Annotated in this window: 22 protein-coding genes; 11 read left to right on the top strand and 11 right to left on the bottom strand. The window is 57.6% G+C overall.

Annotated elements, in window-relative coordinates:
* Positions 1 to 114: 114 nt before the first annotated feature.
* From abiEi to F3J36_RS03820, 3 genes are all read left to right on the top strand, one after another.
* Entirely contained in the window at positions 115 to 669 is a 555-nt protein-coding gene (abiEi, locus tag F3J36_RS03830) for a type IV toxin-antitoxin system AbiEi family antitoxin (RefSeq protein WP_021506034.1), read from the top strand.
* Entirely contained in the window at positions 644 to 1561 is a 918-nt protein-coding gene (locus F3J36_RS03825) for a nucleotidyl transferase AbiEii/AbiGii toxin family protein (protein ID WP_058769802.1), read from the top strand. Before abiEi ends, F3J36_RS03825 begins: the two co-directional genes overlap by 26 nt.
* Positions 1562 to 1743: 182 nt before the next feature.
* Positions 1744 to 2259, top strand: coding sequence for a phenolic acid decarboxylase (locus tag F3J36_RS03820; protein WP_058758650.1), 516 nt, complete (start codon positions 1744 to 1746; stop codon positions 2257 to 2259).
* Positions 2260 to 2847: 588 nt separating this feature from the next.
* Here the strand turns inward: F3J36_RS03820 and F3J36_RS03815 are convergent.
* The gene (locus F3J36_RS03815; protein ID WP_166718963.1) at positions 2848 to 3987 is read right to left on the bottom strand and encodes a fimbrial protein; all 1140 of its coding nucleotides are present in this window, start codon (positions 3985 to 3987) and stop codon (positions 2848 to 2850) included.
* 326 nt (positions 3988 to 4313) lie between these two features.
* Here F3J36_RS03815 and F3J36_RS03810 point away from each other — a divergent pair, with 326 nt between their 5' ends.
* Entirely contained in the window at positions 4314 to 5069 is a 756-nt protein-coding gene (locus F3J36_RS03810) for an SDR family oxidoreductase (protein ID WP_166718962.1), read from the top strand.
* A gap of 40 nt (positions 5070 to 5109) precedes the next feature.
* Here the strand turns inward: F3J36_RS03810 and F3J36_RS03805 are convergent, their stop codons facing one another.
* Positions 5110 to 5943: a LysR family transcriptional regulator gene (locus tag F3J36_RS03805; protein WP_166718961.1), complete on the bottom strand. Its 834-nt coding sequence runs from the start codon at positions 5941 to 5943 to the stop codon at positions 5110 to 5112.
* Between the two features lie 109 nt (positions 5944 to 6052).
* Here F3J36_RS03805 and F3J36_RS03800 point away from each other — a divergent pair, with 109 nt between their 5' ends.
* Positions 6053 to 6787 (top strand): SDR family oxidoreductase, encoded by a 735-nt coding sequence (locus tag F3J36_RS03800; RefSeq protein ID WP_166718960.1) that lies wholly within the window; start codon positions 6053 to 6055, stop codon positions 6785 to 6787.
* A gap of 3 nt (positions 6788 to 6790) precedes the next feature.
* Here the strand turns inward: F3J36_RS03800 and yeiL are convergent, their stop codons facing one another.
* On the bottom strand, positions 6791 to 7483 hold the full coding sequence (gene yeiL, locus F3J36_RS03795; RefSeq protein WP_166719128.1) for a transcriptional regulator YeiL: 693 nt from the start codon (positions 7481 to 7483) through the stop codon (positions 6791 to 6793).
* Between the two features lie 136 nt (positions 7484 to 7619).
* Here yeiL and rihB point away from each other — a divergent pair, with 136 nt between their 5' ends.
* Both rihB and F3J36_RS03785 read left to right on the top strand, forming a co-directional pair.
* Positions 7620 to 8552 carry a ribosylpyrimidine nucleosidase gene (gene rihB, locus F3J36_RS03790; protein ID WP_058758552.1) on the top strand — a complete coding sequence of 311 codons (933 nt, stop codon included), beginning with the start codon at positions 7620 to 7622 and terminating at the stop codon, positions 8550 to 8552.
* A gap of 83 nt (positions 8553 to 8635) precedes the next feature.
* The gene (locus F3J36_RS03785) at positions 8636 to 9886 is read left to right on the top strand and encodes a NupC/NupG family nucleoside CNT transporter (protein ID WP_166719127.1); all 1251 of its coding nucleotides are present in this window, start codon (positions 8636 to 8638) and stop codon (positions 9884 to 9886) included.
* A 15-nt stretch (positions 9887 to 9901) separates the two neighbouring features.
* On the opposite strand, the gene F3J36_RS03780 is transcribed toward F3J36_RS03785, so the two are convergent.
* The 5 genes from F3J36_RS03780 to F3J36_RS03760 all read right to left on the bottom strand — a co-directional run bounded on the left by F3J36_RS03780 (position 9902) and on the right by F3J36_RS03760 (position 15182).
* The gene (locus tag F3J36_RS03780; RefSeq protein ID WP_021506045.1) at positions 9902 to 10765 is read right to left on the bottom strand and encodes a DeoR/GlpR family DNA-binding transcription regulator; all 864 of its coding nucleotides are present in this window, start codon (positions 10763 to 10765) and stop codon (positions 9902 to 9904) included.
* 128 nt (positions 10766 to 10893) lie between these two features.
* Complete coding sequence (locus F3J36_RS03775) at positions 10894 to 11841, bottom strand: D-ribose ABC transporter substrate-binding protein (protein WP_058758551.1); 948 nt, start codon at positions 11839 to 11841, stop codon at positions 10894 to 10896.
* A gap of 74 nt (positions 11842 to 11915) precedes the next feature.
* Positions 11916 to 12971: an ABC transporter permease gene (locus F3J36_RS03770; protein ID WP_058758647.1), complete on the bottom strand. Its 1056-nt coding sequence runs from the start codon at positions 12969 to 12971 to the stop codon at positions 11916 to 11918.
* Positions 12972 to 12993: 22 nt separating this feature from the next.
* Positions 12994 to 14532 carry a sugar ABC transporter ATP-binding protein gene (locus tag F3J36_RS03765; protein WP_021506048.1) on the bottom strand — a complete coding sequence of 513 codons (1539 nt, stop codon included), beginning with the start codon at positions 14530 to 14532 and terminating at the stop codon, positions 12994 to 12996.
* Positions 14529 to 15182, bottom strand: a complete 654-nt coding sequence (locus F3J36_RS03760) for a DUF2291 family protein (RefSeq protein ID WP_166718959.1) — start codon at positions 15180 to 15182, stop codon at positions 14529 to 14531. Before F3J36_RS03760 ends, F3J36_RS03765 begins: the two co-directional genes overlap by 4 nt.
* A gap of 432 nt (positions 15183 to 15614) precedes the next feature.
* Between F3J36_RS03760 and F3J36_RS03755 the strand changes: the two genes are divergently transcribed.
* The 4 genes from F3J36_RS03755 (at position 15615) to F3J36_RS03740 (ending at position 20669) form a co-directional block, all read left to right on the top strand.
* Positions 15615 to 17171 carry an FGGY-family carbohydrate kinase gene (locus F3J36_RS03755; RefSeq protein ID WP_104092940.1) on the top strand — a complete coding sequence of 519 codons (1557 nt, stop codon included), beginning with the start codon at positions 15615 to 15617 and terminating at the stop codon, positions 17169 to 17171.
* Between the two features lie 3 nt (positions 17172 to 17174).
* The gene (locus F3J36_RS03750) at positions 17175 to 18704 is read left to right on the top strand and encodes a glycerol-3-phosphate dehydrogenase (RefSeq protein WP_166718958.1); all 1530 of its coding nucleotides are present in this window, start codon (positions 17175 to 17177) and stop codon (positions 18702 to 18704) included.
* Positions 18705 to 18714: 10 nt separating this feature from the next.
* Positions 18715 to 19650: a sugar phosphate isomerase/epimerase gene (locus F3J36_RS03745; RefSeq protein WP_141495441.1), complete on the top strand. Its 936-nt coding sequence runs from the start codon at positions 18715 to 18717 to the stop codon at positions 19648 to 19650.
* 62 nt (positions 19651 to 19712) lie between these two features.
* Positions 19713 to 20669: a sugar-binding transcriptional regulator gene (locus F3J36_RS03740; protein WP_166718957.1), complete on the top strand. Its 957-nt coding sequence runs from the start codon at positions 19713 to 19715 to the stop codon at positions 20667 to 20669.
* A 31-nt stretch (positions 20670 to 20700) separates the two neighbouring features.
* On the opposite strand, the gene F3J36_RS03735 is transcribed toward F3J36_RS03740, so the two are convergent.
* From F3J36_RS03735 to F3J36_RS03725, 3 genes are all read right to left on the bottom strand, one after another.
* Positions 20701 to 21396: a class I SAM-dependent methyltransferase gene (locus F3J36_RS03735; protein WP_247653123.1), complete on the bottom strand. Its 696-nt coding sequence runs from the start codon at positions 21394 to 21396 to the stop codon at positions 20701 to 20703.
* Between the two features lie 110 nt (positions 21397 to 21506).
* Positions 21507 to 22247, bottom strand: a complete 741-nt coding sequence (locus F3J36_RS03730) for a DNA-binding transcriptional regulator YciT (protein WP_058769793.1) — start codon at positions 22245 to 22247, stop codon at positions 21507 to 21509.
* Positions 22248 to 22288: 41 nt separating this feature from the next.
* Positions 22289 to 23551 (bottom strand): DUF1479 domain-containing protein, encoded by a 1263-nt coding sequence (locus tag F3J36_RS03725; RefSeq protein WP_166718956.1) that lies wholly within the window; start codon positions 23549 to 23551, stop codon positions 22289 to 22291.
* Between the last annotated feature and the right edge of the window lie 187 nt (positions 23552 to 23738).

Below are 23738 nucleotides of genomic sequence, written 5' to 3'. Positions count from 1 at the left end.
CGGATTAAGTGCACATGAATACTACTTTTTGCTGGTATTCATGTGCACTTGAAAGTGCAGGGCAAATCATGTACACATGAATACTCTATAAATGTAGTTTTCCCGTAGACTAATATGAACAAAATGACGGCAATCGAGCGGCTTAACGCGTTTGACAGGCAGGGGCGCTATGTCTTTGCTGTTCGTGATTTAGCCAAAGTCTTTTATGACGACAGTGACAAGGCTTTCAATGCTGGCCTGAACCGTCTGGTGAAGGACGGCATCCTGCAGCGCGCCAGCCGTGGCGTCTATGTTTACGCCTATGCGAGAAGTAAAGACGCTTACACGCTGGAAAGAATCGTCCAGACGTTGCGCAGAGGAGAATACAGTTACCTGAGCCTGGAATCGGCGTTATCGGCTTACGGTGTAATTTCACAAATCCCGATGGGGCGTCTTACCGTTATGACCACGGGCCGTTCTGAAGAACACATTACGCCTTATGGCGTGATCGAATTCACGCATACCAAACGATCGCCTGAACAAATTTTGCAGGACACCATTTTGGGCGAGTCACCTTTGCGCCTGGCAACCAAAAAAGCCGCACTGCGCGATTTACGTCGGGTGGGACGTAATACGCATCTGATTGATGAGGCGGAAACGAACGATGAATCAGAAAGTCAGTTTCACTGAACTGGTCGCTAAGGCCATGGCTTCAGCGCAACTCGAGGGTATGCGTAACGTAGTGGAAAAAGAGCTTTTACACTACGACATCCTTTACTGTCTGGATAAAGCGGGTCTGCTGCAAAATCTGACGTTCCAGGGCGGTACCTCTTTGCGGCTATGTTATGACGGCAATCGGTTTAGCGAGGATCTGGATTTCGCCGGCGGCATCAACTTTTCCGGTGCAGATTTAAAAAACATGAAGGTCTGTATCGAAGACTATCTCGGCACGCGTTACGGTTTAGAAGTTACGGTCAAAGAGCCGGCAGAACTTCGCCGCCAGCCCGGCTATGAAGAGATTAGGGTCGATAAATGGCAGGTCTCCGTGACGACAGCACCCGAAAAACGCGATATGCCTAAGCAACCCATCAAAGTCGAAGTTGCTAATATTCCCGCTTACAGTCGCAAACCGTTGCCGCTGAGCCGCAATTATCCGGTGTTGCCGGATGGCTACAGCGATACGCTGGTGATGTGTGAAAGTCTCGACGAAATCATGAGTGATAAGCTTATTTCCCTGGTTGCGACCACCAAATATCTTCGTTACCGCGATGTCTGGGATTTACCGTGGCTGATGCAGCAAGGCGCTGCGTATGATGTGGGGTGGATTCGGCAAAAAATCGAGGATTACCGGATTCCTGACTATGAAAAGTTATTAAAACAGCGGCTGGCTGGTATCGAAAATATCGTCAAAGACGGACGTTTTTACAACGAGATGCGCCGTTTCATACCCCAGCAGGTATTTGCCAGAACGCTGGGACGTGCAGAATTTACCGATTACATCGCCGAACGTTTGACCTCGCTGTTGCAAAGATTGCAACGAGATTTAGCAGGAAAACGGCCCGATGACGCCTTCAGAATGTAACAACCACAGCTGGCCCGGCGTGTAGAGGAGATAAAAGAGCAGGGGACGGGCGCTGTCAAGCCGGCTGCACGCTCAGGAAGCGGATTTTTTTGTTAATTTGCCGTCTGGTTTTCTCACAGGCGCTATAACTTACTATTCCTGCTTCAACAAACTGCTGATGAGGTAAAATAATGGATAACACCATGATAACGGATGAATTTTCCAAAGATTTGTCTGCGTTTGTCGGGACACATTTCGTTTATACCTATGATAATGGCTGGAAATATGAGTGGTACGCGCGCAACGCGACGACCTGTGATTATCGTATCCATCAGGGATTGGTTGGTGGCCGTTGGGTGACCAATCAAAGCATGAATGCGGTGCAGTTCGCACCGGGCATTTATAAAGTCGACTGGCACGAGCCGACCGGCACCTGCGTCAGTCTGCTGTTTGATATCAACCGCAAGGTGATTCACGGCACCATCTTTTTCCCGCAGTGGATTGCCGGCGAAGGACAGCATCCGGAAAAAACCATCTGCTATCAGAATGAATTTATCGAAGATATGCATCGTTTCCGTGATGAAGGGCCAGCGTATCCGTACGTAGTGATTCCTGAGTTTGCCAAAGTGACCTACATGAAGAATGAAGGTCCGGATAATGATGCCGTAATCAACATGCCGCCGGGACAAATGCCGGAAGATTATTTTAAAGATAAATGAGGCTGGCAATCCGCTGACGGCGCCGGGTTCGGTCGCCATGAATGGCGCCCCTGCGATTGTGAAGTGCGGAGTGGCATTGCAGGTTGCGCATTGATGCGCACCAGAGTTACTCGTGAGTGGTATCCAGCAAACAGACCGATCGCGCTACGTGAAATCTGGCAAAAGCGCTGAGGGATAACCGGGAAGTTTTCGCGTAGCGTTGTCATGCTGGATGAGCTAAAGACATGATAAAAGCCACAAAGTGCGAAGCTGACCGGGCAGTCAGCTGTAGGGTGCGCATTGATGCGCACCAGGATAACGTCGTGGTGTCAATTAAACAGACCGGTGGGATAGGTAAGAGGCGTGAAGGGCGAAACTGAAGGATTGAGATACGTGATCAGATACTTTATTTAACATAATATACATTATGCGCCATTTGATGATGCCGGCTAAATCGAGATGTCCGCCGGTGTTTTGACTCGCCACAATCCCCAGATCCTCATGCCGTTACCTGACAACCACATCGCTCAACGGGTCTACGCTTACCTGCAAAAGCATCCGGTTATGGTGATTTCAGTCAACGCGCTGTCGCGACAAATTCATCGCCCCTCAGTGATAGCTGATCGTGAACATCGCCTTGCTATTTGCTTTACCCGGCGTAACAGTTGTGCCTGTCTGGATATAGCGAGCCAATAAGACTATGGCTTGCGTACTTTCACCTGTTGAGAGAAATTCCTGCTTAATAACTTTACTTAGGTCAATCGGCGTAGCTTGCTGTCCCGTTGCCATTTGGATAGCAATACCTGAGGCGGAATTTTCTTCATTACTTAAATTAAAAATACCATTAGCGACATCAACAACCCCAAATGTCGGTAAAATTTGGACTTCAAAATAATTTCGCGCCATAAGTCCAGCCTGTGTGCTTCCGCCAATATTGTATAAAGGAGGACTATCGATATTGGTATAAGTACCGTGAAACACCGGGCAGTCATGTAGATAGATTAAGAAGCCTTTCCATGGAGTATTTGATGTTTTACCATTAAAATACTTATCCAGCCCATAACTCCCCATCGGCACATTTACATCGGAAGTCTTACACGTGCCCGCAACAACGTTAATCGAGCCAGCAAAGTTCTCCCGGAATACTTCTTTCGGTAATCCTGTCACCGGGCGGTTGCTGCTCACATTTAATACCACCGTCGGTAATTGTGTACCGTTGATAATGCCAGGTCCAATCGGTCCGGTTTTAATGAAAACGAGAGAAAATTGATTCCGAATTAATACGTCAGAGCTCCCGTATTTTGTTGAAGGATACTCCCATTTTTGCAGAGGTACGCCATTTATGGCTTTATCTTTGGATTGGTCATAACCATCCTCATTGATTACCGCCACGCCAATTCCCGGTACTGACGTTTGATAGACTGCACCGGGATAACTTTCAGTCCAGCCAGGAACAAGCGGCTGAGTATTCGTTAAACTCACAAATTGCTGAACCGGAAATGGGTTATTGCTATCCGATGTATGGCACACCAGTTGAGGTGTAAAACTGTCTGCCGATCTCAGTCTCTGGCGATGAATAATGGTGCCCACCGGCACATCAGCACCAACCGTAATATTTGGCGTGATCAGATTGATAGTGAAATTTTTATGCCCGTTGTTTGCAGGAAAATCACAGTCATCCGCCTGCGCCATCCCACTCAATAATCCACTCGCCAGGCTGAGGCTCAGCGTTAATAAGATCTTTTTCATTGTCGGTCGTCTGGAAAGGTTTGCAGTGAAAATGTCACACCTGCACCTCCACATGAATCAGACACACCGCCACAGGCTGTAGGAACAGGACGACAGGATAGACATCCCTCCCCGGCTCGCTATATAGTAAGCGCGCATCTCACTTCTGACTTGCCGTAGGCGTTACCGTCATCCAACGCGCCCTGAACCGGAATGGGCCTCTGCGCAGAGGAAAACCGGAACAGCGCCACGGCATCGTTCACGCTTTCTACGCATCCTGTTTCTCGGGATCGCTAGCAGTGCATCACCGCACGTGGCCTTTCATTCTCTGACTGACAAGGCACATTATGAAACTGACCAACAACACCCTGCTCATCACCGGCGCAACCAGCGGTATTGGCCGCCGCCTGGCCGAGGTTTTTCACGATCGCGGAAACCGCGTCATTATCACCGGCAGACGTCAGGCGCTGCTCGATGAGATCACCGCCCAGCGCCCGGCCATTACTGGCTTTGCTCTGGACGTTAATGACGCCACCGCCCTCGCCCGCTGTTCCGCAGCGATTCACGCGCAGTTTCCGCATATCAACGTGCTGATCGCCAACGCCGGTATCTCGCAGCCGGAAACGGTGACGGCGGACGAATGGACCAGTGATATTGCTGAGCAAATCGTGATGACCAACATCCTCGGTGTGATTCGCGTCACCGCCGCGTTTTTGCCGCTGCTGCGCCGTCAGCCGCAGGCCACGCTGATGGCAACCAGTTCCGCGCTGGCCTTCATGCCGCTGGCCAGTTTTCCCACCTACTGCGCCAGCAAAGCCTTTCTGCATTCCTGGCTGGTTTCGCTACGTCATCAGCTGCGTAATACCCCGGTCGAGGTGCTGGAAATGCTGCCGCCGTATTTACAGACGGCGCTGACCGGTGATCACCAGCTCAGCGATCCCCGCGCCATGCCGCTGGACGACTATATCGCGCAGATTTTGCAGATGCTGGAAAATGGCCTGGTCGCGCGCGGCGAACTGCTGCTGGAGCGCGACCACGCGCGGCGCTGGGCCGAACGCGACGGCAATTTTGACGCCATATTTGACATGATGAACCCGCGCTAATCCGCTTTGATCCGGTGCGCCCGACAGCGCACCGGGTCTATCACGATGTACGCAAAGACACGCCGTGGCTGAAGTGCGCCAGCACCCGTTCTACCGCCGGATTGGCCTGCGCCTGAACCGCATAGCAAATGCCGACACGCCGCATCAGCGGCTGACCGGGTAAAGCGCGCCAGGCCAGGCGATGCCGCGCGGCAACCAGCGGCGCCGGCGCAATGGTGACGCCAAAGCCGGCTTCCGCCAGATCCAGCGCCAGCGCGTAGCTGCCGGCGTTGGCCGCTGCCGCACCCGCACCGTAAAACGGCAGCAGCCGCTGATGTGACTCATCAGTCGGCACCATTACCCACGACAGCGGATGCAACAGGTCATGGGTCAGCGTTTCCAGCTGATTTAGCGCATGACTGGCGGGATACGCCAGCACGTAGTGCTCTTCAAACAGCGGCATAAACAGCTCGTCTTCGCAGCGCAGGCTTTCACACGCCAGCCGGATATCGCCCACGCAGCCGGGCTCGACGCTAAGCAGCACCGTGGGAAAATGTTGCCGGATGGCCGTCAGCAGTTGCGCCAGCTGGGCGGGCGCGACATCCCCTTCGACGCCAATCTTAAGCGGCAGGCAATCCGACGGCTGCCGAAAGCGTGTGACCAGCGCCTGCATATCGCTGAGCATCTTGCGCGCTTGCGGATAAAGGACGCGAGCGTCCTCCGTGACCTCCACCCCGCGCGGCCTGCGGATAAACAGCGTGGTGGCCAGCTCCTCTTCCAGCAGTTTGATCGTGGCCGAGAGCGCGGGCTGCGTCAGATTGAGTAACTGTGCGGCGCGCGTGATGTTGCGCTCCTCAAACACGCAGATAAAAGCTTTTAGCTGTCGCTTATCCATAGAAAATCATTATATCGGCGAAAGAAATAAACCATTTTTCACCAATTGCCGCGCGATTTAAAGTGCACGCCTCAGCTTCGCCATTAATTTTATCTATGAGGAAGTCATTATGACCCAGAATGTTAAACCCTTAATCGTCATCACCGGTGCCAGCTCCGGTATCGGTCTTGCCACGGCGAAACTGCTTTCGGCGCGTGGACATGCCCTGCTGCTGCTGGCTCGCCGTATCGATCGTATGACGGCACTGAACCTGCCCAACGCCCTGTGCCGCGCGGTTGATGTGACCGATCGCCACGCATTTACTGCCGCAGTGCAGGATGCGGAGCAGCAGTTTGGCCCGGTCGATGCGCTGATTAACAATGCGGGCGTGATGCTGCTCGGCGCGATTGAACAACAGGATGCCGGCGAATGGGATAAGATGTTCGACGTCAACGTGAAAGGCCTGCTCAATGGCGTGCAGGCGGTCACCGCAGGCATGGTTGACCGTAAAAGCGGCACGATCATCAATATCAGCTCAGTGGCCGGACGGAAGACGTTTCCTAATCACGCAGTGTATGTTGGCACTAAATTCGCTGTGCATGGCATGTCAGAGAACCTGCGCGAAGAGCTGTCGCCGCACAATGTACGCGTGATCGTTATCGCGCCGGGCGCAGTTGAAACCGAGCTGTTGAGTCACACCACCAGCGAAGCAATTAAGGAAGGTTATCACGCGTGGAAAGCCGAAATGGGCGGCAAGGTGCTCAGCGCAGACGACGTGGCCAGCGCCATCGATTACGCCTATTCACAGCCGCAGTCGGTCTGCGTGCGGGAAATCGTGCTGGCGGCCACCCGCCAGGGCGCATAAACCTCAGTGACCCGGCAGCGCTGCGCCGGGTTCCATCTCTTCGGCTAAGGCCGTCAGCGCCGCGCGGTTACCGATCGCATAACCCCCCTGCTGCTTACGCAGCACCCCTTCTGCGCTGAACTGCGCAAACACATACAGCAGGTGGCGATAGGTCACGCCAAGGTACTCCGCCACCTGCGTATGCTTCTCTTTATATACACCCTCATGCTGGGTCAGCAGGATAAAGGCCGCCAGCCGGTTAACCAGCGGAAACGCCTGATTGCGCGTTGAGGTAACAATATTGCGGAAATTCTTTTTCACTAAACCGAGACAGGCGTGGCGCAGGAACTGTGCGTCATTTAACAATAGCGTGCGGCAGGTTTTCACCGGCAGCGCCAGGCACCAGCAGGCTTCAATCGCCTGCACCGCGCGTGAAGCATGTGTTTCATCCAGCACTTCAATCTCGCCAATAAAACAGGGCGCATTAAAGAAATCCACCAGCGAAATACGGCCATTGGCCAGTGTGACATACAGTTTGGTGCGACCGCGCGCCAGATAAAACATATACGCCGGCAGAGCGCCCTCGCGCACAATATAGTCCCCGGCAAGAATATGAAATAAATGTGTGTGCGGGATCACATCGGCTGAAAATTTATCGCAATAGCCGGACGCCATTATTAACTGCTGCTTCAGCGCGTCATTATTTATTTCTTTCATCATTCGATGTCCACTATGAGATTTCTCATACTCTGGCGTGTCACGCCGCTGCTAAGGTGAAGGCCTCTACCCTACCGCACCGGAAAATTTCTGCAATGAAATTAAGGTGATAACTAAAGAAGCTGAGGAGTAAACCATGACAGCACGTAAAATTATTCTGGACTGTGATCCCGGTCATGATGATGCCATCGCCATCATGCTGGCCGCGAAACATCCTTCGATAGAACTGCTCGGCATCAGTATCGTGGCGGGCAATCAAATTCTGGACAAAACGCTGGTCAACGGCCTGAATGTTTGCCAGACGCTGAATATTGACACGCCAGTTTATGCCGGCATGCCACAGCCGATTATGCGCCAGCAGATCGTCGCCGATAATATTCACGGCGAAACCGGTCTTGACGGCCCGGTGTTCGGCCCGCTGACGCGTAAAGCGGAAACAAAGCACGCGGTGAACTTTATTATCGATACGCTGATGAACAGCGACGGGGATATCACGCTGGTGCCGGTCGGCCCGCTCACTAATATTGCGGTAGCGATGCGCATGCAGCCGAAAATCATTCCCAAAATCCGTGAAATCGTGCTGATGGGCGGCGCTTACGGCACCGGTAATTTTACCCCGTCGGCGGAGTTCAATATTTTTGCCGACCCGGAAGCCGCGCGCGTGGTATTTACCGCCGGCGCCCCGCTGGTGATGATGGGCCTCGACTTAACGCACCAGACGGTGTGCACGCCGGACATTATAACCCGCATGGAAAAGGCCGGCGGCCCGGCCGGAAAGCTGTTCAGCGACATGATGAATTTTACGCTGAAAACCCAGCACGACAATTACGGTCTGGCAGGCGGCCCGGTGCATGACGCCACCTGTGTGGCCTATCTGATCAATCCGGATGCCTTCAACGTTCAGCCGATGTTTGTCGAAATCGATGTCAACAGCGGTCCCTGCTATGGCCGCACGGTGTGTGATGCGCTGGGTGTGCTGGGGAAACCGGCAAACACCAAAGTGGGCATCACGCTGGATACCGCCTGGTTCTGGGATTTAGTCGAAGACTGCGTGCGCAGGTACCGCTAATCCTTTAACCCCACAATATGGGCAGAAAGTGGTCGCCCATACCGCTATGCAACCTCACCAGGCTGACATCAGGAAATATCATGATGGATATAATGAGAAGTGTTCTGGGTATGGTGGTATTACTGGCGATCGCGTTTTTGCTGTCAGTAAATAAAAAACACATCAGTCTGCGCACCACGGGTGCCGCGTTACTGATTCAGATTGCCCTCGGCGGCGCGATCCTCTATTTGCCGCCGGGCAAATGGCTGGCGGAAAAAGTCGCCAGCGGCGTGCATCAGGCGCTGGCTTACAGTGATGCGGGCAGCGCGTTTCTGTTTGGCGCGCTGGCCGGACCGCAAATGGACAAGGTGTTTAACGGCGCCGGCTTTGTGTTTGCTTTTCACGTTCTGCCGGCCATCATCTTTATCACCGCGCTGGTTAGCGTGCTCTACTATATTGGCGTGATGGGCGCCATCATTCGCCTGCTCGGCGGGATCTTTCAGCGCGCGCTCAATATCAGTAAACTCGAATCCTTCGTGGCGGTCACCACCATTTTCCTCGGCCAGAATGAGATCCCGGCCATCGTCAAACCCTTCGTCAACCGTCTCAATCGCAACGAACTGTTCACCGCCATCTGCAGCGGCATGGCTTCAATAGCCGGTTCCACTATGCTCGGCTATGCCGGGCTGGGGGTGCCGATTGAATATCTGCTGGCCGCCTCGCTGATGGCTATTCCCGGCGGCATTCTGTTCGCGCGGCTGCTCAGTCCGGCAACGGAAGCGTCGCAGGTGACTTTTACCCACCTGTCGTTTAGCGACACGCCGGCACGCAGCCTGATTGAAGCCGCCGCCAGCGGAGCGATTACCGGGATGAAAATAGCCGCTGGTCTGGCGACGGTGGTGATGGCGTTTGTCGGTATCATCGCGATGCTCAACGGCATACTCGGCGGCATCGGCGGCTGGTTTGGTCACGGCGACATCAGCCTGCAGGGAATACTCGGCTTCGCGCTGGCTCCGCTGGCGTGGCTGATGGGTGTGGCGTGGCACGATGCGGCGCTGGCGGGCAGTCTGATAGGTCAGAAACTGGTGGTGAACGAGTTTGTCGCCTACATCAGCTTTTCACCTTATCTGCATCAGGCGGGCGCGCTCGACGGCAAAACCATCGCCATCGTCTCGTTCGCCCTGTGCGGCTTTGCTAACTTTGGTTCGATTGGCGTGGTGGTCGGCGCCTTTTCGGCCGTCGCACCAGAGCGCACCCCGGAAATCGCGCGGCTGGGACTGCGTGCGCTGATCGCCGCAACGCTCTCCAATCTGATGAGCGCCACCATTGCCGGCTTCTTCATCGGCCTTGGCTAACGCGCAAACCGGGCATTACGCCTCTGTGCGTCCCTGCCCGGTTTTCATCGGTGCCACCACCACATTCACCCCCAGCTCCTGCAGGCGACGCAGCACCGGCACCGGCGTGCCCTGATTAACAATCACCACATCAAACTCGCTCAGGTGGGCAAAGCGATGCAGCGCGCGCCGCTCAAACTTGGTGTTATCCATCATCAGGATGCGCTTCTGCGCCGCCTCGAACATCGCGCGCTTGGTCTCCACCGTCTCGGCCGACTGGTGAAACACCGCATCATCAATAATCGCCGACATGCTGACAAAAAACACATCGGCGCGCAGGCTGGCGATTTCGTCTCGCGTCATGCGCCCCATAAAGGCGTTACACCAGTGATGAAACTGGCCGCCGAGCCCCATCAGGGTGATATCGCGACCGTTGCGTAATTCATTCATTAACGTCAGCGAGTTGGTGATCACCGTGAGCGGCGCTTTGGCTGGCAGCAGCCGCGCCATCTGCAGCACGGTGGTGGAATCATCCAGAAACAGCGCCTGGCCGGGTTCAAGGTAGCCAGCGGCCACTTCGGCAATTGCCTGCTTCTCTTCCAGCTGGCGCGTGGCACGGTAGAGATCGCTGGATTCCACCAGGCTGGTTGGTGTGGCGGAGACCACGCCGCGTGATTTATGCAGCAGCCCGCGCTCGACCATCTCATCAATATCGCGATGGGCGGTCATCAGGCTGATCCCGAAGCGCTCAGTAATATCTTCGATACGCACCGCGCCTTCGGCCATCACGGCTTCGGCTATGAGCTGGCGTCGTGCCAGCTGACGCGCCTGACGGCTGTCGCCCGGTAAGGTTTCATTCAGGAAGTGACCAGCGGAGGTCTCTTGCGGGTTATGCGCCATGTTTCGTCCGGAAAGTGAAGCGGAAATGCAGTTTCGGCTTTGATTACAGCGCGTAAACGTTTCTTTTGCAAATCAGGCGCGCAGCAGGCAACCGATGACGGCTAAAATGCCGCCATCGGTAATCTGACTTACTGCTTCAGGACAAACGGCGAAACGAAATCACCGGCGTTGTCTTTGGTGATCAGGATACAGTCAAACAGCTGCTTCTCCTGTGCAACACCGGTTTTGCCGGTTTTGAGGAAAGTGTCCGCCTGCTCTACCGCCTTCTGTGCGAACTGCGCTACCGGCTGCATCACGGTATAGGCCAGCGTACCGGCTTTAACCGCGTCGACCGCATCCGGTGAACCGTCAAACCCACCCACTTTGACCTGGCTGAGTTTGCCGGCCTCCTTCAGGGCGGCGATAGCACCCAGCGCCATCTCATCGTTACCGCTGATCACCCCTTTGATGTTCGGATTAGCCTGCAGCAGCGACTGCATTTTATTGAAGCCCTGGGTGCGATCCCAGTTCGCCACTTCCTGGCCGACTTTCTTCAGCGTCGGGTACTGAGACAGCACGGTATCGAAACCGTTGGCGCGCGTGGCGGCGTTGTTATCCGACGGCGGTCCCACCAGCTCGACATAACTGGCGCTGTCACCCACCTGCTTCACCCACTCCATCGCGCCTACTGCCGCGCCCTGGGCGTTATTCGACACCAGCTGCGCTTTAGCCAGCCCGCTCTGGTTCAGTTCGGCATTGATCACGAACACCGGAATATTGGCGGCAATCGCTTTCTTCACCGATCCAATCGAGCCGTCGGCATTCGCCGGATCGAGAATAATCGCCTTGGATTTATTGGTGATCGCCGTATCAATCAGCTGGCTTTCGGTGTTGGTATCCCCTTTGTGCGCGCTAACTTTGGCACTGTAGCCCAGCTTCTCCGCCGCCTTCTGCGCGACCTGGCCCTCAGTCAGCCAGTATGGGTTCGAGGGATCGTTGACGATGATGGTCATCAGGCCGTTGTTGGCCCAGCTGGGTAAGGCAAAGGTGGAGATGGCCATCGCGGCGGCGGCGATAAACAGACGTTTAGTGAACATAGGTGCTCCGTTATTATTAGGGTACAGGTTTGTTTTACGGTTACTCGCGCGCCAGCCTGCCAGCGCGCACAGGGTTAGCGACCGCGCCGGCCGTATTGCAGGGTGTTGAGCAATACCGCCAGCACAATCACGGCGCCAGTGAACACCGTCTGCCAGTAGGCAGAAACGCCGATAATCACTAAGCCATCAGAGAGAAAGCCAATCACGAACGCGCCCAGCAGCGTGCCGCGCACGTTACCGCGTCCTCCGGTCAGCGCCGCACCGCCAATCACCACCGCAGCAATGGCGGTCAGCTCGTAGGTGGTTCCCGCGGTCGGACCGGCGGAGGTCAGCTGCGAAGAGAGCACCAGCCCGGCCATCGCCGCACAGATACCCGACAGCACGTAGACGCTGATTTTGATGCGTTTCACCGGCACGCCGGAGAGATCGGCGGCGCGCTCGTTACCGCCCGAGGCATACAGCCAGCGGCCAAACGCCGAGCGACTCAACAGGAAACCGCAGGCCAGCGCCACTGCGCCGAGCACCAGCACGCCGACCGGGATGTTGAACAGGCGGTTAAAACCGAGCCAGTCGAAACCGGTATTGCCCAGCGCTTCGCTGCCGGAGAGTTTGTTGTAGGTCAGACCGTTGGTGATCAGCAGCGCGATACCGCGCGCCACATACATGGTGCCGAGCGTGGCGACAAACGCCGGGACGCGAAAAATCGCAATCAGCACGCCGTTGACCAGCCCTACCAGCGCGCCCAGCACCAGCGTCAGAATTGCCACCGCCCACACCGGCAGGTAGAGCACCACGCCGAGCGCTTCAAGGTTGATGCCCTGCATCATAAAGCCGGCCATCACCCCAGCCAGTCCCAGCGTCGAGCCGACTGACAAATCAATCCCGCCGTTGAGGATCACCAGCAGCATGCCGATCGCCGGCAAACCGAAGATGGCCACATGCGACGCCATGGTGAGGAAGTTCGCGCCGGTAAAGTAGTTGGGCGATAGCAGGGAGAAAGTGGCGATAATCACCAGCAGCGCGATAAAGGCACGCCCTTCCAGCAGCAGCCGCGCCAGATTGAGGCGCTTGCCGCTGGCCGGTTTCGCCACCCGCGGTGCGCTATCCAGCGTTTGGGTTCTGTCAGTCATACCGTTTGCTCCGTTTTTCATGTCATGCCACCAGAGACTCGCCCGAAGCGGCCATAATGCGTTCTTTGCTCACGCTGGCGTCGAAGATGGCCGAGATGCGCCCTTTGCTCATCACCACGATGCGGTGCGCGATACTCAGGCACTCGCCCACTTCTGAGGTGGTATAAACCACCGCCAGCCCTTTGCTGGCGTTCTCCGCCAGCAGACGAAACACTTCGGCTTTGGCACCGATATCGATGCCGCGGCTCGGTTCATCCAGCAGAATCACTTTGGGTCGGGTGGCGAGCATTTTGCCGATCACCACCTTTTGCTGATTGCCGCCGGACAGGGAACCGATAGCCGCCTCACCGCCGGCAGTCTTGACCGTCACGTTACGGATGCTGTCACTAATCAGCTGTTTCTCCCGTCGCGTTGACAGCACCAGCCCGCGCACGAACTCGCTGATGCTGGCCAGCGACAGGTTTTCGCCCACCGTCATGGTCTGCACCAGCCCGTCGCGCTGGCGATCCTCCGGGACCAGCGCCAGCCCCATTTTGATGCGCTGCGACAGCGACAGCGCGGAGATCTCGGTATCCTGCAGCAGGATGTGCCCGCTGCTCTGCTTCAGCCGTCCGGCGAGACACTCCAGCAGCTCGGTGCGCCCCGCGCCCATCAGGCCATAAATGCAGACAATCTCGCCGGCCTGCACCGTCAGCGACAGCTGATCCACCAGCCGGATACCGGTTTTGCTTTTCACGGTTAACGCCTGCACCGTCAGCGCGTCGCCGCCGAAGGCATAGCCGCCGGGCGGTGAACCGAGGTCGAAGTGCTCTCCCACCATGTTGCGCACGATCCATTCGAGGTCGATCTCGTCGCGCCGGGCGTAGGCGGTCATCACGCCGTCGCGCAGCACCACTGCGCGATCGGTGATCTCCAGTGCTTCCTCCAGATGGTGTGAGATATACACAATCGCCACGCCCTGACTGGTCAGATCGCGAATGACCTGAAACAGCACCGCCACTTCCGCTGCGCTAAGCGCCGAGGTCGGTTCATCCATGATCAGGATTTGTGAATTCACCGACAGCGCGCGGGCGATTTCCACAATCTGCTGCTGCCCGAGACGCAGGTTCTCCACCGGCGTCAGCGGATCAATCTCCTCCTCCAGCGCTGCCATCAGATGGCGGGTCAGCCGCGCCTCTTCGGCATAATCCACCCCGCCGGGCCGCATGATTTCGCGCCCCATAAAAATGTTGTCACGCACGTTCATGTTGGGCGCGAGATTCAGCTCCTGATGAATAATCGAGATACCACAGTCGCGCGCCTCGGTGGCCGAACGGAACACCTTTGCTTCGCCGTTTAACAGAATTTCCCCGGATGTTGGCGTAATCACGCCAGAAAGAATTTTCATCAGCGTCGATTTACCGGCGCCGTTTTCACCGAACAGCGTGGTGACTTCGCCGCGGCGGATTTCAAAATTGACGCCTTTCAGTGCATGGGTGGAGCCATACACTTTGCTGACGTTGCGCGCCTGCAGAATCACTTCTCCTTTCAGCAGCGCCGGGTTGACGTTGAACGGTTTCATTGCACCTCCACGCGCACCGGCGTAATCAGCCAGTTGGTCGGACTGAGCAGACGGAACACGCCAACCACCTGCACGGTTTTGCCCGGCAGCGCGTCGCGGTCCAGTTTCTCCAGTACCGCCGCTTTCATGGCGCGGTTAATCGCCGCACCAGCGTTCTGGTATTCGATCTGATTAGTAAAATCACCAAACTGAATTTTGCCGCTGGCATCACGCAGATCGGTGCCGGTGATCGCCGGACCGGTTTGCAACCGCAGCTGCGTGCCCGCCGGCAGACCGGCGACCTGTAACGGGAAGACACCCATTTGCCCCGGCTGCACCACGCCCTGCAGTTTGACCGGCAGCACCGGCAGCGGCGAGCCGACACCGTATCTGGCCACCGCCTGCTGCCGATCGCTGTTCAGTGCGGTCGCCAGCGTGGCGGCATCCACCGCGCGCGCTTCGACATCCTGCTGGATGCCGGGAAAGGTTTTCTGCCCGTAGCTGTCTGCGGAGAAGCCCTGCTGACGCGCGTCGTCCGCCGAACCGATGCGCACTACTTTGGTATCCAGCGCCATGGCAGCCACCAGCGCCACGATCACCACGCCGCTGAGCGTGTAGCGCCGCCGACGTTTGCGTGCCAGCTGCTGCGTTAAGATTGAGACCTCGGACATAACGTGACCTCTCAGGGTGAACAGCGACGATGTTCATCGCCCTGCAATGTTATAAATGTGATAACTTGTGTGATGAGAATTGTGCTGTTGTGACTAAATTGTCAACAGGTGGCGCGCAATTTTTCGCACAGCGCGATCTGGATCGCTTATTTGCCTGCAATCACCCCAAATCCGTTTAAAAACCCCTTTAATACAATCATTAAAAACCTTTCACAGTGTCCAGGCGCATCCGCAACCCCCACTGATTTTGTGATCGGGCTCGCCATCCGGAGTGAAATTTATTCTTTTTTTGGAAAAATAATACACCAGATATGTTATCTCCATGAGAAGTGGTGTAAGACAGTATTTAGCAAAATCATCACAGCTAATTAACAAGGCTGCGGATAAACCAAACAGGGGTTTCCGCACCGCGAGCAGCGAACGGAGGTGTATGTGGAGAGTGGCGATATCATTCTGGGTCTGGATTCCGGCACCTCGGTGGTTAAAGCGGTGGCGTTTGATCTGGAAGGTAACCAGCTGGCGTGCGCGTCGGCGCGCAATCGCTATTACCGCAGCGCAGGCGGTGCCGCCCAGCAGTCAATGACGCAAACCTGGCAGGATGCGGTCAGTGCGATTCACAAGCTCGGCGATCGGGTGGAGAATCTGGCGGCGCGCGTGGTGGCCGTGGCGGTGACCGCCCAAGGCGATGGCAGCTGGCTGGTCGGTGCTGATAATCAGCCGGTGGACGATGCGTGGATCTGGCTGGATGCCCGCGCCGCCGCCACGGTGGAAAAACTTAATCAGCAGCCGCTGGCCGCCGCACGCTTTCAGGCCACCGGTACCGGTCTTAACACCTGCCAGCAGGGTGCGCAACTGGCGCACATGGACCAGCACTATCCCGAACTGCTGGCGCGCGCCGAAGTGGCGCTGCACTGCAAGGACTGGCTCTATCTCAATCTGACCGGCGTGCGCGCCACCGATCCGTCTGAAGCCAGCTTTACCTTTGGCAACTATCGCCACCAGCGCTATGACGACACGGTAATCGACGCGCTGGGGCTTAACCACCGGCGCCACCTGCTGCCGGAGATTATCGACGGTACGCAAATCACCCATGGCCTCACCGCTGACGCCGCCCGGCAAACCGGCCTGCTGGCTGGCACGCCGGTGTGTCTCGGCTATGTCGATATGGCGATGACCGCGCTCGGTGCCGGGGTGCACACCGGTGAAGCCAATACCGCCTGTTCGATTGTCGGCTCAACCGGCGTGCATCTGCGCAGCGTCACCATTGACGAGGTATGGCTCAACCCGGCGCAAACCGGCTACGTGATCCCGCTGCCGTGGCCAGGTTATGTCACTCAGGTGCAAACCAACATGGCCTCCACGCTCAATCTCGACTGGTTGCTGAACGTGGCCAGCGATCTGCTGAGCAGTTTTGGTTGTGAAACCGATCATGCGCGGCTGGTGCAGCAGATCGATCGCTGGCTCAACGACGCGCAGCCGGGCACCCTGCTGTTCCATCCTTACATTTCGCTGGCCGGTGAGCGCGGACCGTTCGTCAACGCCGACGCGCGCGCCAGTTTCACCGGCCTCAACTACCAGCACAACTTTGGCGACCTGGTGCGCGGCGTGATTGAAGGCATCGGCATGGCGGCACGCGACTGTTATCAGGCGATGGGCGCCACGCTGCCGGGAGAAATTCGCCTTACCGGCGGTGCGGTGCGATCGCAACCGCTCAGGCAAATCCTTGCCGCCTGTATTGGCGCGCCGGTGCGCATCAGCCAGCGCGAGGAGGCCGGCGCAGCGGGTGCGGCCATGATGGCGGCGGTGGCGATTGGCGCGTATCCGGACATGGCGCACTGCGTTGAACGCTGGGTGCGCCCGCTGCTGGACGACGCCGAAGCGCCGTCGCCTGCGCTGATGCAGCGCTACCAGCAGCTGTTCCCCCAGTATCAGCAGATCCGCCGCGATCTTCCTGCCGCCTGGCAGGCATTAAACAGTTTTAAGGAGTAACGCATGAGTGACAACACGTTGGATCTGTTTGTGATCGGCGGTGGCATTAACGGTGCCGGTATCGCGCGCGATGCCGCCGGGCGCGGGCTGTCGGTGATGATGTGTGAAAAAGACGATCTTGCCGCAGGCACCTCCTCGCGCTCCGGTAAACTGGTGCACGGCGGCCTGCGCTATCTGGAGTACTACGAATTCCGCCTGGTGCGCGAGGCGCTGATTGAACGCGAGGTGCTGCTGAACGCGGCGCCGCACATTATCTGGCCGATGCGCTTTGTGCTGCCGCACAGCCCGTCCGATCGTCCGGCGTGGCTGGTACGGCTGGGGCTGTTTCTGTATGACCACCTTGGCGGACGCAAAAAACTGCCGGGCACGCGCGTGCTCGATCTGACGCGCGATCCTGAAGGCGCGCCGCTGCTGGACAGCTACCAGAAAGGCTTTGAGTACTCCGATTGCTGGGTGGACGATGCCCGGCTGGTGACGCTCAATGCGCTGGATGCCGCCGAGCGCGGCGCCACTATTTTGCCACGCACCCGCTGCGTGGCAGCGCAGCGTCTGCCGGGCAAATGGCAAATTACCCTGCAGGATCAGGCCAGCGGCGCGCAGCGCACGGTGTTCGCCCGCGCGCTGGTGAATGCCGCCGGGCCGTGGGTGCTGGATATCGTCAATCAGGTTAGCCATACGCAAAGCCAGCGCAGCGTGCGGCTGGTGAAAGGCTCGCACCTCATCGTGCCGAAATTCTGGGAGGGCCAGCAGGCCTATCTGGTGCAAAACACCGACAAGCGGGTGATTTTTATCAATCCCTATGAGGGCGATAAAGCGTTAATCGGCACCACCGACATTCCCTGGCAGGGCAAAGCGGAAGATGTCAGTGCGGATGATAGCGAGCAGCAGTATCTGATTGACGTGGTGAATCGCTACTTCAAGGTTAAGCTGCGCGCCAGCGATGTGATTACCCGCTTCTCCGGCGTACGGCCGCTGTTTGACGACGGCAAAGGCAACCCCTCGGCGGTGACGCGGGATTATGTGTTCGACCTCGATAATCAACAGGATGCCCCGCTGCTGCACGTGTTCGGCGGCAAAATTACCACGTTCCGCAAGCTGGCCGAGCATGCGCTGCAACAGCTGGCGCCGTTTTTCCCCAACATGGGCGCGGACTGGACGCGCAGCGCCACGCTGCCGGGCGGCGAGATCGCCCATGCCGATTTTGACAGCTTCCTGGAGGAGATCAAAGCGCGCTGGCCGTGGCTGCCGCAGCCGCTGCGCAAGCACTATGCGCGACTGTACGGTGCGCGTATGAGCACGCTACTGGGCAACGCCAGTTCGCTGAGCGATCTCGGTGAGCATTTTGGCGGCCAGCTGTACGAGGCCGAGGTGCGTTACCTGGTGCAGTACGAATGGGCGCAGCAGCCGGAAGACATTCTCTGGCGTCGCACCAAACATCAGCTGCACCTGAGCGCTGCACAGCGCACCGCGTTCAGCCAGTGGTTCGAACAGACTTTCCACCCTGCCGCGCCGCTGCGCGCCCACGCTGGCTGAGAGGTGCCGCATGCCATTAACGCTTTCGCTGAATACCAATCCGCTGGTGAACCGCTTCGCCGATCCCGGCGATTTAATTCACACCGTGGCGCAGCAGATCCGCATCCGCGATCTGCAGCTGACGCATGAGTTTATCAATCCCGGCTGGCCTGCTGCCACGCTCACCCACATGACGCGCCGCATGCAGCAGGCGCTGCGTGCCACCGGCGTGCGCGTCACCTCCGGCATGACCGGCCCGTATGGCCGCCTCAACCATTTTGGTCATCCGGATGCGGCGGTACGTCGCTACTACATTGACTGGTTTAAAACCTTTGCCGACATCACCGCGGAACTGGGCGGCGTCGCGGTAGGCTCGCAGTTTGCCATCTTCACCCAGCGGGATTTTAACGATGCGGCGCGGCGTGAAGCGCTGATTGCCATCGCTATTGACTGCTGGGCGGAAGTGGCGGAACACGCCAAAGCGGCCGGTCTGCGTTACCTGTTCTGGGAACCGATGAGCGTCGGACGCGAATTTGGCGAAACCATTCCCGCCTGTATGGCGCTGCAGCAGCGACTGAGCGCAGCACAGTTTGCCCTGCCGATGTGGATGATGGCGGATATCGATCATGGCGATGTCACTTCTGCCGATCCGCGTGACTACGACCCTTACGCCTGGGCTGAAGCGGTGCCGCGCTTTTCGCCCATCATCCATATAAAGCAGAGCATGATGGATAAAGGCGGGCACAGGCCCTTTACATTGCAGTACAATGCCGGCGGTCGCATTCAGCCGCAGCCGCTGCTTGAGGCGCTGGCGCGCGGCGGCGCGCAGGATAACGAGATTTGCCTCGAGCTAAGCTTCAAAGAGCGCGAACCCACCGACAGCAATGTGGTGGCGGAGATTGCCGAAAGCGTGGCGTTCTGGGCCGACCATATTGATACCGGGGTGCAGGATTTGCATCTCGCGTGAGCATGCCGTGCTGAGGGCTTTCGTCAGCCCGCAGCACCCCTCAACCAGACAGGGACAACCCGATGAAATCCGCACCGACTTCCGCTGAACGCGATGACTCTCTGGCCCTGCGGGCGGCCTGGCTGCACTATGTTGGCGGCCTGACGCAGGCTGAAGTGGCCAAACGGCTCGGCCTGCCGTCGGTGAAAACCCATCGGCTGATTGCGCGCATGGTGGCCGAAGGCGCGGTGAAAGTCACCATCGACGGCGCGATTGTCGCCTGCGTGACGCTGGAAGAGCAGTTGCGCAGCCGCTACGGCCTGAACTTTTGTCAGGTGGCACCCGATCTCGGTGAAGAAGACCTGCCGGTGCGCGCGCTGGGCATGGCCGGTGCCGACTATTTGCGTAATCTTCTGGCCTCCACGCCGGCGATCACGCTGGGTCTCGGCCACGGCCGGACGCTGTCGGCAGCAATTCACCAGCTGGCACGCATCGACGCGCCGCACCTGCGCTTTGTCTCCCTGCTCGGCTGCCTGACGCGCAACTACGCGCTCAATCCGCATGACGTCATGCATCGCATCGCCGAAAAAACCGGTGCGCAGGCCTACATGATGCCGGTACCGTTTTTTGCTAACACCGAAGAGGATCGCGATGTGCTGCTGGCGCAGCGTGGTGTCAGCGAAGTGTTTAGCATGGCCGCGCACAGTGAAGTGAAGCTAGTGGGCATTGGCACCGTGGAACCGGCCGCCCAGCTGGTGGAAGCCGGGATGATCGATGCAGCCGAGATCCGCGCCCTGTCGGAAGCCGGCGCGGTGGGCGAACTGCTGGGGCACTTTTTTGCCGCTGACGGGCAGATGATTCACAACTCGCTGACGGCACGCACGCTGTCGGTGCCGCTGGATCTGGCGCAGCGCGCAGAGATCGTGGCGCTGACCGGCGGACCGAGCAAAGTGGCGGCGATCCGCGCGGTGCTGGCCAGCGGACTCGTCACCGGTTTGATCACCGACGAGCTGACCGCGCAGGCGCTGCTAACTTCATGAATCGTCAGCTCACTCAACCTTATTAAGCGGTTTAGCGCTTGCGCGCCGTCCAGCCATGTATCAGCAGCGACTGAAAGAAGCGCTGCGGCGGCGTGAACCCGGCCTGCGCCATCAGCGCTTCGGTCTGGGCTGCAGGCAGCAACAGCAGCCGCTGCGTCAGCATCTGCTTCATCTCATCCAGATTTTGCGCCCTGCCGCTGGCGCTCTCATGCATGGTTTTCCAGAACAGCAGTTGTTCATCAAAGCCGGTATCCTGCACATCGCCGGCAATTTCTGCCGTCACTAAGCGTCCGCCCGGTTTGAGCTGCTGCTGCATCTGCTGATAAATACCCGCCCGCTGCGGATGCTGGATAAAATGCGTCACCAGCAGGCAAAGCACCACATCGTAATCGGCGGTAACCGGCACGTCGTTAAGGTAGCCCTGATGCAGCTGGCAGCGCGCCCGTATCCCGGCGGCGGTGAGTTTTTCTGTGCAGACCGCCAGCATGTCCGGTGAAGGATCGACACCGGTAAACTGCCATTCCGGGTGCTGCTGCGCCAGCCGGATAATTTCGCTGCCGGTCCCGACGCCCACACACAGCACCCGCGCCTGCGGCGGCGCGTTGTCCAGCACCAGTGAAATCAGCAGATGCAGATTATCGGCGATTGGCTGATGTTTGCCGTTATACGCGTCGTACTGCCGCGCAAACTCTTCGTTGAAGATATCGTTGGTATTTTGCGTCATCATTGTCCCGATCGGTTGCCTTCATGTAACTTTATTTATTACATGAATAGTGCGTCGATGCAATCAATAGCTGATAACGCTAAGCCTGAGGGAGAGATTGAACGCAATAAAGGTTAAACCAGACTGAGCTGCAGCGACTGCGCACGCAGCTGCTGCTGCCAGCCTGCGGCGAGTTCCGCGTCGGTAATCACCTGCTTAAACGGCTGTAGCGGCGCCAGCGCATAGGGATGAATCTGACCAAATTTGGAGGAGTCGGTGAGCGCGACGGTGTGGGTGGGCTTTTCCATGATGGCGTTCACCACATCGCAGCGCAGCATGTCGCGGCTGGTGAAACCGGTCGCCTCATCCCAGCCGTCAATGCCAATAAACGCTTTATGGAAGTTGAGGTGCTGAATGCACAGCCGCGTTAACGGCCCGACTACCGACTCACTGCTTTTCTGAAACAGCCCGCCGAGAATAATCACATCGCCGCCCTGCTCACGCAGCAGTCCGGCGATGTAATGGCTGACGGTGATGATGGTGATGTCCTGCCGATGGCTGAGCTCTCGCGCCAGCAGCGCATTGGTGCTACCACCTTCAATAAACACCGTTTCGCCGGGGTTAACCAGCCCGGCGGCGTACTCCGCCAGGCGTTTTTTCACCGCAAAGCGGGTTTGCATGCGCGCGCCTACGTCATCACTTTCCGGCGCCACGGCGGAACCGTGCACGCGGCGCAGAAAGCCGCCCTTCTCCAGCAGGTTCAAATCCTGGCGCACCGTCACCTCCGAAACGCCGGTGGTTTGCGCCAGTTCATTGACGCTGACGCTGCCGCGCTCGCTGACCAGTTGAATAATGTGCTGATGACGTGCGTTCATAGAGCCTGCTGTAAAAAAGTTTTTGCCCAGCTTAGCAGAAATCACGCTAATCCCAGACTGCGCCGGCCGTTTTCATTCAGATCCTGCGGCGTAAAACGACCGCGCCAGCTGGCTTCGTAATCCTCTTTGGGGAAATCGCCCGGTGAGACACCAGTCGCCAGCGCCTGCGCCACCTGCTGCGCATAGTCGGCGTTTTTATCGCACATCGGCGCGGCGGGAATGTACATCACGTTGCCCCAGCCCTGCTGATTTTCTACCGGCGCTACCGCATGTATCACATCGCAGTGCCACCACACCGAATCGCCCGCCTGCAGCGCCGGGATCGAACACAGGCCGGCAATTAATTCCGGATGCCAGCGCTCCGATACCGGCAGCACTTTGCCGGGCGCCACGCCGCACAGTTCCTCTTCCGGCACATCCTTCAGTAACGGACGCAGCAGCAGATAAGCCATGGCTTCCGGCACCGGCACCACGTGCAGCAGTCCCTGACCGGGCTGCATATCAGAGAGTGCGGTCCAGCCCTGGAAAGTGCGGAACACCGAACATTTGGTGGTGGTGCCAGACTGATACTCCTGCACATCCGTGCGGTGCGCCGCATCCCACGGATCGTACTGATCGAACTGGTTAGAAAAGATCTTGCTGAACACCTGCTGATAGGCCGGCAACAGCCAGCGCTCCAGCGCGCCGGAATCGGTGTGCGCGCCCAGCCCTTTTGAGGTGGTACCCGGCAGCCGGCGCCGGATGCGATCCGGATAGATGATGCTCACGTCTGGATCAAACCAGCGCGTACCGGCGGATTCGAATTTCCACAGGCGATTGAGGAACGCCTGGGTTTGCGCCATGGCCTCGCTCTGGCGGGCCGACATCTGCGCATCGCTCCAGTAAATGGGATAGATCTCCGGCCGCGAGGCGTCGAGGTTGCCAAAGAAGTTGTCACCCGGCCCCTGATAGACACGGTCAAAATCATTGTCGTCAAGGTAGTTGAGCATGTCAGCATCCCACGCCAGCGCCTGCTCACGGCTGAAGGTTTGCTTTACCACCACGCAGCCACGGCGGCGGATGTGATTTTTGGTCTGTTCGCTGATGCGGCCAGCGGCCAGATCCGCGAAGCTGACCTGCGGCCACGCCGTTCCGTGCTGCTTCTCTTCGGCGCGCGCGGCCGCGATTTCACTGACAATCTTACTTCTGACCTGCTCAAACAGGCCTTCGACATCGCCAATCTGTGCTCTGAGCGCCTGCTTCATCAGGCGCACATGCTGTTTAAAATCGTCGGGTTGTTGTTCTGAGGTAAAAGTCGTGATCATCTCGCACTCCGTCTGTTTACGCTTTAGTTTCAATCGAAACACATTACATATTCATTCATAACATCCAGCGAACAAAAAGACAGCACTCAGGCAGAAAATAGCGAGCATGGTCACAGTTATTTATCTGAGGGATTTTCGTTTGAAAGGGTTCAGGGAGCGAAATGATGAGATGAATAACGCAAGCGCG

Source organism: Pantoea sp. Cy-640, assembly GCF_011752635.1.
GTDB classification, from domain to species: Bacteria; Pseudomonadota; Gammaproteobacteria; order Enterobacterales; family Enterobacteriaceae; genus Pantoea; species Pantoea dispersa.
This window is presented reverse-complemented; position numbering and strand designations above follow the sequence as displayed.